Origin of the sequence: Prosthecobacter sp. (assembly GCF_044378005.1) — a bacterium.
Taxonomy (GTDB): domain Bacteria; phylum Verrucomicrobiota; class Verrucomicrobiia; order Verrucomicrobiales; family Verrucomicrobiaceae; genus Prosthecobacter.
Genome location: NZ_JBILYB010000017.1, coordinates 26,447 through 41,901, shown reverse-complemented (window position 1 = coordinate 41,901; position 15,455 = coordinate 26,447). Strand labels below are relative to the sequence as shown.

At 59.9% G+C, this 15,455-nt stretch carries 10 protein-coding genes; 9 read left to right on the top strand and 1 reads right to left on the bottom strand.

From position 1 onward, the window contains the following. Positions 1-43: 43 nt before the first annotated feature. From AC6FTP_RS05815 to AC6FTP_RS05800, 4 genes are all read left to right on the top strand, one after another. The gene (locus AC6FTP_RS05815) at positions 44-433 is read left to right on the top strand and encodes a RidA family protein (RefSeq protein ID WP_497205960.1); all 390 of its coding nucleotides are present in this window, start codon (positions 44-46) and stop codon (positions 431-433) included. A 43-nt stretch (positions 434-476) separates the two neighbouring features. Further along, positions 477-2,435, top strand: a complete 1,959-nt coding sequence (locus tag AC6FTP_RS05810) for a DUF4838 domain-containing protein (protein WP_497205959.1) — start codon at positions 477-479, stop codon at positions 2,433-2,435. Between the two features lie 10 nt (positions 2,436-2,445). Then, a complete protein-coding gene (locus AC6FTP_RS05805) occupies positions 2,446-5,325 on the top strand; it encodes a PQQ-dependent sugar dehydrogenase (RefSeq protein WP_497205958.1) in 2,880 nt (959 codons plus the stop codon). Between the two features lie 149 nt (positions 5,326-5,474). Next, on the top strand, positions 5,475-6,323 hold the full coding sequence (locus AC6FTP_RS05800; RefSeq protein WP_497205957.1) for a M15 family metallopeptidase: 849 nt from the start codon (positions 5,475-5,477) through the stop codon (positions 6,321-6,323). A 71-nt stretch (positions 6,324-6,394) separates the two neighbouring features. Here the strand turns inward: AC6FTP_RS05800 and AC6FTP_RS05795 are convergent, their stop codons facing one another. Beyond that, positions 6,395-7,345, bottom strand: a complete 951-nt coding sequence (locus AC6FTP_RS05795; RefSeq protein ID WP_497205956.1) for a LysR family transcriptional regulator — start codon at positions 7,343-7,345, stop codon at positions 6,395-6,397. A gap of 97 nt (positions 7,346-7,442) precedes the next feature. On the opposite strand from AC6FTP_RS05795, the gene AC6FTP_RS05790 reads away from it, so the two are divergent. From AC6FTP_RS05790 to AC6FTP_RS05770, 5 genes are all read left to right on the top strand, one after another. After that, entirely contained in the window at positions 7,443-9,395 is a 1,953-nt protein-coding gene (locus tag AC6FTP_RS05790; RefSeq protein ID WP_497205955.1) for a DUF4838 domain-containing protein, read from the top strand. A gap of 25 nt (positions 9,396-9,420) precedes the next feature. After that, entirely contained in the window at positions 9,421-10,746 is a 1,326-nt protein-coding gene (locus tag AC6FTP_RS05785; RefSeq protein ID WP_497205954.1) for a GDSL-type esterase/lipase family protein, read from the top strand. A 164-nt stretch (positions 10,747-10,910) separates the two neighbouring features. After that, positions 10,911-11,729, top strand: a complete 819-nt coding sequence (locus AC6FTP_RS05780) for a hypothetical protein (protein ID WP_497205953.1) — start codon at positions 10,911-10,913, stop codon at positions 11,727-11,729. Between the two features lie 15 nt (positions 11,730-11,744). Then, on the top strand, positions 11,745-14,180 hold the full coding sequence (locus AC6FTP_RS05775) for a DUF4838 domain-containing protein (RefSeq protein WP_497205952.1): 2,436 nt from the start codon (positions 11,745-11,747) through the stop codon (positions 14,178-14,180). Between the two features lie 85 nt (positions 14,181-14,265). Beyond that, positions 14,266-15,417 (top strand): sialidase family protein, encoded by a 1,152-nt coding sequence (locus tag AC6FTP_RS05770; protein WP_497205951.1) that lies wholly within the window; start codon positions 14,266-14,268, stop codon positions 15,415-15,417. Positions 15,418-15,455: the final 38 nt, after the last annotated feature.

The following is a 15,455-nucleotide window of genomic DNA, read 5'->3' as shown; positions in this document are numbered from 1 at the left end:
CACATCACTCCAACCACAGCCTAGAAAGCCTATGCTACTCCTCATGACAAACCCACTCGTCTCCTACCCACAACTCCCCGACACGCCCACGTCGCACTTGCCCTTCAGTCCTTGCGTCGTTGTTGGTGATCTCATCTTCGTCTCCGGCCAAGCATCGGTGGACAAGGAAGGCAACATCATCACCGACACCTTTGAAGGCGAGTTCCGCCGCAGCATCGAAAACGTGCGCCTCGTGCTGGAGGCCGCTGGCAGCGATCTCGCGCATGTGGTGCAGACGCGGAACTACGTCCGCGATCCCGCCGACCTGCCGCTCTACAATCAACTCTACCGCGAATATTTCCCCCACCCCGCGCCCGCCCGAACCACCATCACCGACTGCCTCCCGCCCGATTTGAAATACGAAGTCGAAGCTGTGGCTGTGCGGCGGAAGTAGCGACAACACTACCCTCCCACGGATTCACATTAACATCTCTCCTATGATCCGACTCTCACCTCTTCTTCTGTGGCTCAGCATGACGGCGCAGTTACTTGCTGCTCAGAAGCTCACTGACTTCCAGCGCATCGTCATCGCTGATGATGCAAACGCAGTGCAGCGGGCCGCAGCGTACGAACTGGCACTGTATGTTGGCAAGATCGCAGCGCGGAAGTTTGAAGTGATCAAAACGAGCAAGCTTGCCGCTGATGCTCCGGGCTTGTCGTTCTTCGTGGGCGATGGTGCTGCGGAGAATGCCCTCGGAGCCTCACCGAAGCCTTGGAAAACGGAGGAATGGATGCTGCGCTCGGTGCCGCGTGGTCTCGTGCTGGCGGGTGATGATGCGGTTGGTGATCCGTGGTCCATCAGCACGGCGGCGGGCAGCATGTTGGCGGTCTATACCTTGTTGGAGGATCATCTCGGCGTGCGCTGGTTTTGGCCGGGTGAGTTTGGTGAGCATGTGCCTGTGAATGCCGATGCGCAGGTGCCGGGGCTTGATGAGCGGCGCTTGCCAGAGTTTGAGATTCGCTCCGTGCAGCTCGGTTACTCGAGCATTTATCACACCAAGGTATTTACCGATGCCGCCAAGCGTTGGGCACGTCGTGCGCGGCTTGGTTGGGTGAAGTCGGCGGTGTTTGGGCACAGCTGGGAGGTCGCGTTTGATTTGCGCAAAGGCGAAACCTTCAAGCAGCACCCGGAATGGTTCGCGCTCATCAATGGCGGGCGCAGGCCGCCGCAAATGTGCACCACGCATCCCGATGTCATCGCCCGCATGGTGGACTATGTGCTGGCGGGCAAGCAAGACATCATGAACATCTCACCGAGTGACGGCGGTGGATTCTGTGAATGCGAACGCTGCCAGGCACTCGATGTGCCCGGCGTGCTCGCGTATGACAACAAGCACGTCCAGCTCAGCGACCGCATCTTCACCTATGCGAACGAGATCGCCCGCCGCGTGCGCGAAAAAAACCCGGCGAAGAGTTGCGGCATGTTCGCTTACACTTTCTACAACAAGCCGCCTGTGAAGATCACCAAACTGGAGCCGAACCTGTATCTCTCGTTCGTCTATCAAAGCGCCGCGCATCGCGATCCCGACAATCAGCGTGAGTGGCGCGAGTCCGTCTCAGGCTGGCAAAAGCTCGGTGCCAAGATGGTCGTGCGTGAGGGCTGGGGTAATCACTACTACCACGACATGGCCTTCATCCATGATCGACAAATCATCGCGAACCTCGCCGAAGCGAGCCATCTCGGTTTCGTCGCCGCGTATGGCGAAGGTAGCAAATCCTTCGCCACCATGGCCCCGAACTACTGGGCGATCACACACATGATGTGGGACCCGAAACGTGACACCACGAAGGTGATGCCCGATTTCTACCAATCCGCCTACGGACCCGTTGCCAAGGAGATGGAAGCCTTCTTCGGAGCCTACAGTCACGCGCTCGACACCCATTGGCCCGAGCGCGACCGCATTGTGGACGCCACCGGCATCGCCTACGCCAATGTCATCGCTGCCTGGGGCAAACTCATCCCCAGCGAGGCCATCGAAGAAGCTGAAAAGCATCTGCAAGCCGCTGAAGCCAAAGCGCCCGCAGGCGAATACGCCAACCGCGTGAAGTTCCACCGCTTCGGCCATGACTACACAAAGCTCATGCTCCAACTGCTTGCGAACTACAAGCAACTCACCGAACTCGGCGTGAAGATGGAGTTCTCTTCATCTGTGAAAGCTACTCGCGATGATCCCGCCGCACGCGATGCCTTGCTCAAGCGAACCTATGACCTTGGAGAGCAACGCGAGCAAATGCTCCTCGCCCACCGCGACTGGGCCGGCCCCGACGAAGGCCTCTACGCTTTCACCAACGACAGCAAGATCCGCCAATGGCACGCCAACGTGAAACACGCCCTCGGAATCGAGAAACCCAGCGCCCTGACGAAACAGACCTTGAGTGGAAAGGAGGGCGAATGAATAGATCGGAGTGGTCCGCACCCTTCTTCTCCATCTGTGGCTTGTTTTCATCTGCGTCTCAGCGTTCGCAGAGGAGCGTGTGCCGTGGACCACTTCGCGCATTCGCGGAACACCGGAGCCGCCTCCGCCTTATATCGTGGAGCGACTTTACCCGGAGCTGACCTTCAAGAAGCCGCTGGATGTCACGCCGTTGCCGGGCAGTGATCGGTTGATCGTGCTGGAGGAAACGGGGCGGATGTTCTCCTTCGTTCCTGGCTCCGACAAAGCGGATCTCTTTGGCGAACTCGCTGAGTTTGATCGCGAGATCGCTCGTTCGTTTGCACTCACGTTTCATCCACGCTTCAAAGAGAATCGCTTCGTCTTCACGTGGATCGTGCAGGACTTGAAAGGTGAGGATTTTCGCGAAAACGGCTCACACATCGTGCGCTTCCGCGTCACCGATGAATCGCCGCCCAAGCTTGATCTCAGCAGCGCGAAAGAGATCATCTCCTGGCGGGCTGGAGGTCACAATGGGGGCAACCTGCGCTTTGGACCCGATGGCATGCTCTACATCTCCACGGGCGATGGCACCAAGCCTGACCCGCCGGATTCGAGCGTCACCGGGCAGGACATCAGCGACTTGCTTTCGAGCGTGCTGCGCATCGATGTCGATCATCCCGAGGCAGATCGCGCTTACAGCATCCCGAGGGACAATCCTTTCGTCGAGGTGCCGAAAGCGCGTGGTGAAGTGTGGGCCTATGGACTGCGCAATCCATGGCGCATGAGCTTCAATCCCAAAAATGGCGAGCTGTTTGTGGGCGATGTCGGTTGGGAGTTGTGGGAGATGATTTATCGCATCCAACGCGGTGGCAACTACGGCTGGAGCATCACCGAGGGCAGCAAACAAGACGTGCGTCCAGATCGTGTGCGTGGCCCATCGCCAATCCTGCCACCGCTCGTCGCGCACTCGCACGAAGAGGCCGCGAGCATTACGGGAGGTGAGTTCTATCACGGCGACAAGTTGCCAGAGTTGAAGGGCGCGTATCTCTACGGCGACTGGCAGATGGGCACCTTCTGGTCGCTGCGCACAGAGGGCGACAAAGTCACCGAGCATCGCGAACTCGCACGCAGCTCGCTCATGCCAGCGGGCTTCGGCATCGGTCACGATGGCGAGTTGATCATCGCAGACCATAGCGGTGGCGGCCTGTGGCGACTGGCGAAAAATCCGCGCTCAGGGCAGAACTCCAACTTTCCGCGCAAGCTCAGTCAAACCGGACTCTTTACCGACACGCTCAAGCAATCGCCCGAGCCCGGCGTCTTGCCCTACGGGATCAATGCGCCGCGCTGGGCGGATCACGCGGTCGCGCAACGCTGGGCTGCCTTTCCTGATCAAATCGGCGTCACTGTGGCCGAGGAATCCAAGGGCGTGGTGCTGCGTGGCCGCTGGGGATTCCCTGCGGGCGCTGTGCTCGCCAAGACTTACTCGCTCGACCTGGAGCGTGGCAATCCCGCCACTCGCCGCCGCATTGAAACGCAGATCATGCACTTCGATGGCAGCCTTTGGGGCACTTATAGCTACCGCTGGAACGCCGATCAAACCGACGCCGAACTCGTGCCGAAACAAGGCGACGAAGCGACCTTCACCGTGAAGGACAAGGCCGCGCCGGGTGGCCAGATGCAGCAGCGTTGGCGATTTTACAGCCGCAGTGAATGTGCCCGCTGCCACACGCTCATGAATGATTTCGCGCAAGGCTTCAGCGCTCTCCAACTCGACCGCACGACGCCGCATGAGCAAGGCGATCAGCTCGACGTCTTCACGCGTCTCGGCCTCACGCCCGCAGAGCCACGCTTTGCTGATCCGCACGGCTCCGTGGGCAGCCTGGAGGTCCGCGCACGCAGTTACTTGCACGTCAATTGCAGCGTCTGTCATCGCTTCAACAGCGGCGGCGGCGTGCCGAGTTACATGAACATCGATGCGGTGCTCAAAGAGGCCAAACTCATCGACACAAAGCCCGTGCAAGGCGATCTCGGCCTGCCCGATGCACGAGTCATCGCCAGCGGCGATCCCGCGCGCAGTGTGCTGCTCTATCGCATGGCTACTGCGGGTCGCGGTCACATGCCTTACCTCGGAAGCCACCTTGTCGATGATCGCGGCCTGCTTGTCGTGCGCGATTGGATCGCCAGCATGGGCAACAAGGCACGCGACCTCACCGCCGCCACCATCACCCAACGCAAAGCCGAAGACCAAGCCCTCACTCAACTCAAAGCAGGCGACAGCACGCAACTCGACCCGCTCCTCGCCACCAACAGCGGTGCACTCAGTGTGCTCCTCGCCATCCTCGACGGCAAACTCAGCGCCGACCTCCGCGCCCAAGCCATCGCCAAAGGCAGCGCCCTCACCGAGCCGCTGCGTCGCGATTTGTTCGATCGATTCCTCCCCGAGTCCCAACGCCGCAAAGTCCTCGGCCCCGACTTCAAACCCGCCACTTTGCTTGCCATGAAAGGCGATGCGACACGCGGCAAGACCTCGTTCGCAGGCATCTGCATCGCCTGTCATCGCGCGAATGGAGTCGGCATCGACTTCGGCCCCGACCTCAGCCACATCGGCACCAAATGGAACCGCGCCGCCATGCTGGAGCAGCTCATCGCACCCTCGAAGGTCATCGACCCGCAATGGCAACTCACCACCCTCGAACTCAAGACGGGCGATAACAAAGTCGGCTTCATCGCCGCCCGCAGCGACACCGAACTCACCCTGAAAATGGCCGGTGGCCTCACCGAAAAGATCGCCAACACCCAAATCACCAAAACCACCACCGCGCCCATTTCCATGATGCCCGAAGGCTTGCTGCAATCGATGACGGCACAGGAGGCTGCTGACTTGTTGGAGTATTTGGACTCGTTAAAGTAGAGCGACTGACGATGTGGTGCGCACAGAGGACTGTGCGGACCACATTAGCCTGAGCGTAATCGCATTTACTTTAGTGGTGCAAGGAAGGTCGTGAAAAGGAGGCAACTCAGGTTGTATTGATGAAAGCCCGACTCTTCCCATCGCAAACCATGACTACCCCCACCAACGACGAAGCCGCACGACGTGCGTATTGGACTGAGCAGATGGAGGCGGGATATGCCATCGTGGAGAAGCTCATCGCGTTCCCAGTGAACGAGTGTGGCGAACGGTTTGCATCGTTGCGCGACGCGGCGGCTGCCAGTGGCGTGGAGATGATGTTCTCGACGAGCAAGATCGCGGGTGAGCTGGATCGCGTTTACTTCATGCGGAAGAGCCTCGTGGAAGATGTCGTCACAATTGGGCGCGAGATGAATGAGCGTGGCTGGATCTTGAAGATTGAAGACTGCTTTCGTTCTTTGGACATGCAGCGGCAGTTGGTGCGCAAGCCTTCGGTGTTCGATACTGTCTTGAAGAAGACGATGTGGGAACTCGGCGGCGAGATTCCCACGCCTGAGATGATGTTCCGCCGCGCCATTGTTCTCACGGCGAATATGCCGAAGATCGGTGCGCACATGTCCGGCTCGGCCATCGACATCTCAGTCTTCCATCGCGATGACGGCACCGAGGTCTGGCGCGGCTATCCGTATCTCGAAATGAGCGAGTGCACGCCGATGCGCTCACCGTTCGTCGCGCCGGAGCATGTTGCCACACGGCTGAATATTTGCGCCATGATGGAGAAGCACGGCTTCATTCACTTCCCCTTCGAGTTCTGGCACTTCGACAAAGACGATGCCGGGATGCACATCCTCACGGGCAATCCCGAGCCCTGCCGTTTCGGGCCGGTGAACTGGGACCCGACGACGAATGAAGTCACGCCGGTCGAAGATCCGCTCGCGCTGCTGAATCCGCTGTCGGTGATCGAGAGCGAGATCGCGGCGGCGCTGGAGCGGGTGGTGTAGAACGATGCCTCTGCCTCGTAAACTGGTAGTGCGGGCATCTTGCCCGCACCCAAGCGACCGAGAAGGTCGCTCTACGACTCAACGACCTGGAAGGATCTTTCTACGATCTCCCGAAACACCTTCACATGCGGCAGCTCGAAGCGCCCTTGACGTTGCAGCAGAACCAGGTCTTCGTGGCCGAAGAGTCGGCTCACATCGCGCCAAATGAGCTGGGGTTGTCCGCGCTTGGGCACCAGGGGCTTCACTTCACCGGGGGCCAGCAGGGCGACTCCGAAGCCCATGGCGACATACTTGGTGATCATCGGCACGCGCGAGGCGCTGATGGCGATGTTGAGCTGGTTGAGCACGCCCGCATTGGCAAAGGTGAGATCGACCTGCGAGCGGTCCGAGGTGTCCTCGCTGCTGAGCACGAGCGGATGCTGCGCGATCTGTTTGACCGTGAGCTTTTTCGCTGTGGCTAAAACGTGGTCCGCTGGGCACAACAGGTGAATAGGATAACGTGTGAGTCGGTGCAGGCTCAGTGACGATGGCAGTTCATCGGCGCTGGTCATGCCGATGATGGCGATGTCGGCCTGTCCGGCCAAAAGAGCCGCCAAGGCTCCGCGGGAGGGCCGCTCCATGAGCCGGAGGCCGACGTTGGGGAACTGGCGGCGATAGCGAGTCACGGGATCGGGCAGCGCGTCATTGAGCACGCCTGCGGGCGCGGCGACGGTGAGTTTGCGCGGGGCTTTGCCTTGCCAGTCATCGAAGACCGAGCGCAGCGACAGGAAGCTCTCGACCATCGGCTCCGCCATCTCCACGAGCAGGCGTCCGTCCTCCGTCAGCACCACCTGCTGGCCTTGCGTATCGACCAATTGCACGCCGAACTCCTCCTCCAGCGCCCGCACCTGCCGCCATGCGGAGACGACGGACATTTTCAGCGCAGCAGCCACGGCGGAGAAGGTCTTCTGACGCGACAGCTCCACCAGGGCTCGGAGCTGGCGGAAGCGGAGTTCTTTGAAAAAGCGGCGGTCGGTTTTCATGGCGTGGTTTTACCCTGAGCGTAAACGACTTTACTTTGTTGGCCACGATTAGCTCGCGCAAATGCGGGTGCTGCGGGTGTATTCATTGACCACCATCATGAGATCTTCACTCGCACTCTTCACCGCTCTCGCCATTGCCCCGCTGGCGGCGTTTTCGGCGGATCAAGCGGGCGGAACCGTTTTGGTGAAAGACAATGCGGCGCGGGCGGTCATCGTGACGGGTGATGCGGCTCCTGCGGTGTCGCGCGTGGCGGCGCAGGACCTGCAATGGCACATCGAGCAGGCATCGGGTGTGCGTCTGCCGATCGTGACGACCGAAGAGGCCGAGAAGGCTCCAGACTCCACGGCGCGATTGCTGATTGGGGGCGGCACTTTGGCGGAGAAGTTGGGGGTTCGTGTGCAGGAGTTGCGCGCTGAGGAATATGTCATCAAAACAAGCGGTCAGACGATTCTGCTGGCTGGAAGGGAAGAGAAGGCGACAGCAAAAACGAAGTCCCTGGTGCGCGATGCCTCTTCGGCGACTCGATTCGCCGTGTCGCACCTGTTGGATCGCCATCTGGGTGTGCGCTGGCTTTGGCCGGGAACGCACGGAACCTATGTTCCGAAGCAAGCGACGATCATTCTGCCACCGTTGGACATCACGACTCGACCTGATTTGGTGGAGCGGAGTTTTTTGGTAGGGCTACCCAAATACAGCGCCGAGGCGGGCACCTCGAAGTCTGTGGTCAACCGCATGCTTCAAGAGACGGGCAACTGGTGGGCTCATCATCAGCTCGGCGACCGCGGCGAGCTTGAGTTTGGTCATGCCTTCACCCGTTGGTGGGAGAAGTATCATCCGGAGCATCCAGATTACTTCGCCGTGCCGCCGTCTGGCACCTCTCAGGTTTCCACGAGGGCTGTAAAACTCTGCACCAGCAATCCGGCCGTCATTGAGCAAATCGTCTCTGAGTGGAAGGCCGCTGGAATGCCTGCGGTGTGGAATGTGGGGCCCAATGATGGCATCGGTTTTTGCACCTGTGCGCGATGCCAGTCTCTCGATCTCGGCGGATCACATGCGGCGGAAGATGTGTGGTCCGGCAAGGTGAATCTCACCGCGCGGCACGTGGCTTTTTACAATGAATTGCTGCGGCAGATGCGCCAACTCGCGCCGAAGACCATGCTGTGCAGCTTCGCCTACTCCGCCTACCGGAACCCGCCCGTGGGCCTCTCCATCGAGAAGGGTTTGGCGCTGGAGTTTGTGCATAGCTACACCGCTCGGCAAGAATGGCAGGAGTGGAGCGCTGCGGGTGTCGGCCTGGCCTTGCGTCCGAACTGGCTGCATTCGGGAGCGGCCGCGCCTTACTTGCCATTGCGACCGATGGGCGAGTTCATGCAGTTCGCTCGCAGCAATGGCATGCTCATGTTCCGCTTTGATTCCCTGCATGGCTATTGGGCCACGCAGGGGCCAAACTATTATCTCATCGCGCGACTCGGTGCACGGCCTGATCTAACCGTGGAGGATGTCATCAGCGAATACGCTTCCGCTTTCAGCGCGGCTGCACCCGCCATTCACCGCTGGCTCGACTACTGGCAGGACTATTCGGCAAAGCTGGCCATCACCGTGGCCGCGGGCGGCGAGGTGTGCATCGACGCGAATGGATTGTATGAAGTCACCTGCCGCAAATACGGATACCCTACTCACCCCTTGCTCGGCTCATGGCAGGCGCTGCCGCAGTTGTATGACGACGCCGTCCTTGCCAAAGGCGATGCGATTCTCGATAACGCTGTCCACCTCGCCGCCAACGACGCCGAGGTCACGGCACGCATTCATTTCCTGCGTGATGGCCTGCGGCACCTGCGCCTCCTGCGCGATGTCATCGCCCTCACGCAAGCCACGCCCCCCGACGCCGCCGCCATCGAGGGCAAGCTCAAGGAACTGCAAACACTGCACACCGAACAGAGCCCTCGCCACGTGGTCTGGGGCGATGTCGTCACCGGCATAATGAGCAAGCGCAACATCAAACCCTTCGGCACCGGCAAAGCCAAAGCGGCTGATGTGAAAGGCCTGTGAGACGCCAACCGGAACGCATCGACGAATGACTCGCCCCCTCACCACTCTCCTCCTCGTAGCGCTAGTCTCGTTGCACGCTGAGACATCGACTCCGAAGACCGGTAAACCCGAGTCCGAAAACATCATCGCCGTCTATGGAGACGCCGCCATCGCTCCGATCCCGCCGCCGGGCTGGAGTTTTCAATGGAATGCGCGCGGCAAGCTCGGCGACTCCACGGGCTACGCTCCCTTGAGCTACGATGAAAAGGCGAGGGCTTATGGAGTGCGGGATGCGTCGGGAGCGTTGCTGGCCGATGCGCCGGGCCACACCATTTCGCGGGGCATTGGTTTCCTCGATGTCTCGGCCATGCGGGACAAGGAGGGCGTCGCGCGGTGTTACATCGCGTCTTACAAACTCAGCGCCGACTCGGTGGGCGATGTTTGGATCAATCACGGCAACTTGCGCACGCCGCTCAGCTACGGGACCGATTTGCAGGTCTATGTGAATGATCAATTGAAGGCGCAGTCGCTCATCAAGAGGGACCGCTTCGCAAAGGAGTTTCAGTTCAACCTCGGGCGCTTGAAAAAGGAGGACGTCATCCACGTCGCCATCGGCCCCGCAGAGAACTCGCCCAAAACCGCGGGGAGACTTTTCTATGTCATCGAGGATTGTCCGGCTGGCCAGAAGCCTTCGGAGCCGGTCAACATCCTGTCCCCGACGCCCTATGCCTCCGCGCCGCAGTTCGGGGCAAATGCCATGATCTTGGCCGCCTTTGCCGCCAAGCACCAGGCGCAGTGCGAATCCGTCGTGGCGACTCGTCCGGAGCTGGTCTTCATCGGTGACTCCATCACCGCACGCTGGCCGCAGGAAGTGCTGGAGGCGCGGTTTGGCAAATATCGTCCCATCAATCTCGGCATCGGCGGTGACTGGATTCAAAACGTGCTCTGGCGCGTGCAAAACGGCACGCTCGACAAGGCCGCACCAAAAGTCGTCGTGCTGCTCATCGGCACCAACAACCTCACTGGCAAGTTCACGCCGGACGAGATCGCGGCGAACATCGGCGGGCTGATCCAAGCGATCCAGAGCAAGACCGCCCAGAGCAAAATCCTGCTGCTGGGCATTCTGCCTCGCGGTGTCTCGATCAAAGACGAGATCAACGAAACGATCCGCCAGACCAACGCCAAGCTCGCTACGCTGGCCGACCAAAAGCAGGTCTTCTACCTCGACGTCGGCGACAAACTCGTCGAGCCCGATGGAACCATCGCGAAGGAAGTAATGCCCGACAAACTCCACGTCGCCGGCCCCGGCTATACCCGCTGGATGGAAGCGATGGGCCCCACTCTTGATAAGCTGCTGAATGAACGACCTTGATTAAAAACATCCCAATGAAAAGCACACTCATCGTTACTCGCATCACGTTGAAATCATCTTGGCGGGCTATTTGCCGGCTGTTTCAGGATCAGCCACGTCGACTATCTTCGTTAGGCCCGACTCTCACCGCCCTCCTCTTCGGGCCACTGTCTGCGCTGCCCGCCATGGCTGCGCCGCATTTCATTGCTGAGCGGCAGGAGGGACTCAAACTGGTGCAAAGCGGGAAGCACGCGGAGGCGGCGGCTTTCTTCGTCAAGCTGGCGGACGCCGCTGCCAAGCCGGAGCAGAAGGGTGATGCGTTATCGCAGGCGGCCCTGGCCACCGCTCGCAATCGTCAAATCGACGAGGCGCTGCTGCTGGCGGACCGGATTCCGCTGAAACCGGAGTCCCTCTTTGCGAAGATCCAGATTTACCTGGAGGCGAGGAAGTGGACTGAGCTGCTCAAAGCGACCGAGATGCTCGATGCAGCCACATGGCCGGACAGTTTGATTTATCCCACGCTCATGGCCCGCGCCCGCGCTCACTCCGCCCTCGGTGACATGGGCGCTGCCGAAAGTGCTGCCTTGCAGGCGGTCAAGAACACGATCTCTCTCAACCATCAGGCCTCCGCCTGGCATCTGATCGCCCAGAACGCGCAACGCGTCGGGAAGGATGGTAGCAAAGCGCTTGAGGCTTACGCCGAGATGATCCGCCTGCGGCCCAGCGGCGGTGGATTGCAGCGGGCGTTGAGCGAGCGTGCCCGCCTGCTTTCCTCGCTCGGCAGGCATGATGCGGCTCTGGTGGACCTCGCCGAGCTGGACAAGAACACCAACAAAGATCCGCATTGGATCTGCACCGCGCTCATGGCCTGCGGAGATGTCCAACGCGACATGGGCGACCAAGCCAAGGCGCTGCAAAGTTTCGAAAATGCCGCAAAAGTGCCCGGCGCTCCAGCCGCCCTGCTCGATGAAGTGAAGAAGCGGCTGGCGGAGATGAATCAATAAAAAGTTAAAAGGAATATGAAAATTTTTGCACTTCTCCTCTCCTCCCTATTCACGACCGCCGTCATCGGCGCTGCCGAAGTCCCGCTCGTCGTCGAGGGCAAACCGGTCACGGAAATCGTGCTGGCACCCGATGCCACGCCCAGCGTGCGCACCGCTGCTCGCGAGTTACAGCGTCACCTGCGGGCGATGTTCGGGGCGGAGCTGCCGATCGTCACTGCCGCCTCGTCCGGCGTGAAAAACCACGTCTATGTCGGCGAAAGTGATGCCACGCGAAAGCTGGGCTTTTCTCTCGAAGGACTGAAGCGCGATGGCTTCAAAATCGTCGCTGCGGACAACCATGTCATCGTGGCCGGACCGCAGTTTTACCACTTCGCCAAGTCCTTCTCGCTCTTCCGGGATGTTTCCCGGAATGAGTGGCAAAAGAAATGGGAGGAGCTGACCGGCCACAGGTGGCGCTTTCCTCCCATGACGGATTACCGCGACTTCAGCGAGGAGTTTGGTTTTCACACCGGCGATGGCACCGGCACGCTCTACGGAGTCTATGCGCTGCTGGAGCAGATGGGCATGCGCTGGTATGCGCCGATCCCGGAACTGGGCCTGGTCATTCCCGAATCCAAGAATCTTGCCGTCAAAGTTCAGGACATCAAGGAAGAACCCGAGTTTCCGGTGCGCCTGTTTGCCGATTGCCGTGTCGGCTGGTCCATTCCCGATGAGTTCCTCTGGTATAAGGCCATGCGCGTTGGGGCGGATCGCTTTGTTCCGATTTATCACAGCATCAGCGGTCCCATCGAGATCGCGCCCGAGCTACAGCCGCAGGAGTATTACGGCAGAGTCGGCGGCAAGGTCGATTACAAGACTCCGCGACTCAGCAACGAGCGACTGCGTGCCGACACGGCCGCGTATCTCGAGGCGGTGGACAAACACTTTCCCGGCATCGGCTACATCGGCATCGGGCAGCCCGATGGCTGGAGTTTGCTCGATAGTGACGATGTCGCCGCTGGTTGGGACAAGTTCAAGGAACTCGGGCAATCCGGGCGCTACAGCGACTATGCATGGGATTTCAACATGGATGTCCGCGGTCGCCTGATGAAAAAGTTCCCCGACAAAAAGTTCAGCCTCTTCGCCTACGGACCCACGGGCAAGATCCCCTCGCACCTGAAAAAATTGCCGGACAATGTGACAATCGGCTTCACCCAAACCGCCGCCGGATGGAACCTGCCGGAGCGCGCCCACGAACGGGCCAATCGCCAGGAATGGATCGCCGCCATGAACAGTCCTGAGCAGCTTCTCATTTGGGAATACTACCTGCAGCACGCCCCGAACTATAACTTCCCGCCCGTCCCGATCATCTTCTCCGCCGTGATGAAACAGAGCTTTGATGGGCTGTATGACCATGCCCTGGGCTTCACGGCAGAGATCGGCTGGACGGCGAGCACCTTCAACGCAAAAGCCGCGAACATGCCGATAATGGCCCGGCCATGGATCAGCCACCTCATGCTCTATTTGCACAACAAGCTGTGCTGGAACCGCAACTTGGACCTTAAGGCCACCATGAATGAGTATTTCGAACTCTTCTACGGTCCGGCCCGGGCCGAGATGAAAGAGTTCTTTGAATTTGCCGAAACCGTGTGGATGCGCCCCGAGCCGCGCCAGATCACCTCTGCGGGCGGCTTTCTGAAACCGGCCGATGTGGACCGCTTCTTCGACATCCTCAGCCGTGCCAAAGCCAAGGCCGGGGAGTCCATCTATGGTCGCCGCATCGCGGGCATCATGGGCGAGATGGAGCCCCTCAAGCTGTTGTTTGAAAAACTCAAGCGCACCGGCCCCAATCTCCAGATCAAAACCGCCCCGACGGCACCCGTGATCGATGGCGATCTGGCCAAGTCATTCTGGCGGGCCGATGATCCCCAGGGCTACGCCTTCCAACCGCTGCGCGACATGCTGACCGGCGAATCGCCGCACCATGTGGACACCCAGGTCGCGTTCCGCTGGGTCGATGACAACTCCGCCTTGATCGTCGGCATCGAGTGTCGCGAGCCGAAGATGAACCGCTTGGTTGAGGCGTGTAAAGCGCCCGATTCCATGGATATTTTTGGCGATGACATGGTCGAAATCCGGCTGGAGACCTCAGGCGGAATCCGCCCCTTCATCGGCATCAACTCCGCCGGCGTTATTTTTGACGAATGCATCACCGAGCGCGTCGAGGACCTGCCCTCCTTTTACCGGGTCGGACAGGCCGCGGTGAAAAAATACCCCGACCGTTGGACCGTCGAAGTTCGCATCGACGCCAAACCCCTCTCCGGCACCCGCCCCACGCCTTATTACCCATGGGGCGTCAACATCTGCCGCCAGCGCAAAGCCGGCAACACCACCGAGCACTACATGCTCTCCCCCAGCGGCACCAACTTCCGGGAACCCACCGTGATGGGCAATATCTTCGTGCGGAAATAGCCAGATGGGACTTTTGCGCCAACGACTCAAACAAGGTCATCTCATGCAACCAAGCACACATCCATTCCTATCTCGTCGTCGTTTCATGCAGACGACAGCAGGCCTGTCATGCGCGGCATTCTTCCCGAGCCGCAGTCACGCGGCAACGCCGAAGGCCAGGATACTGGAGACGAAAGTCATTTCGCAGCAGCCGGAGTTTTACCACGGCTGGCCGACGGTTGTCCGGCGACGAAATGGGGAACTGTGGCTTTCGTGGTCCGGTGGCCGTGAGTCGCATGTTTGCCCATTCGGGCAGGTGCAGGCGATGACTTCACGCGACGACGGCTCGACCTGGACTTGGCCGCGAGTGTTGCTCGACAGCGCTACAGACGATCGGGATTCGGGCGTGCTGGAGACGGCTCAAGGGACTCTGTTGGTCACGACGTTCACCTCGCTGGCCTATGCATCACACTTGGAAAAGAAGATCACCTACACCGAGTGGACGTCAGACAGTTGGAGGACCAAAGCGATGCCGCCAGAGCAGTGGTCCAAATGGAACGCCGTTCATGCGCGGTTCACCGATGCCGAACGTAAGGCCGACCAGGGCGAGTGGATCATTCGGTCCACCGATGGCGGCAGATCATGGTCCGCTCGGATTCCCACGGTCGTGAACAGCCCTCATGGTCCGATCCAACTCGCTGACGGGCGACTGCTGTATGCGGGCAAACAACTCTGGACCGACAGCCGTAAGATCGGAGTCTGTGAGTCCAAAGACGACGGTCTAACGTGGCAGTGGCTTGCTGATATTCCCATCCGCACGGGCGACAGGAACGCCTATCACGAACTGCATGCCGTCGAGGCGGCCAATGGGACCATCATCGCTCACATTCGCAATCATAACGAAGCGAACAAATATTGGGTACTGCAAACGGAATCGTCCGACGGTGGCAAGACCTGGAGCGAACTCCATGCGGTCTGCTATGGGCTCCCGTCTCACTTGCTCCGGCTGCGCGATGATCGACTGCTGATGAGCTATGGTTATCGTCGCGTCCCCTATGGCAATCGTGCGCGTCTCAGCACCGATCACGGCAAATCGTGGAGCGATGAACTCATCCTCTCCGATGATGGCACCAGCGGCGATCTCGGTTACCCGAGCACCGTGGAACTCGCCGACGGCACCTTGCTCACCGTTTGGTATGAAGCCTCTGCCGAACGGAAACTCGCTGTGTTGCGTCAAGCGAAATGGCGGATCGAATGAGCCGGCTCTCATCTTCTTCGCGAGCATCGTCAACTTTG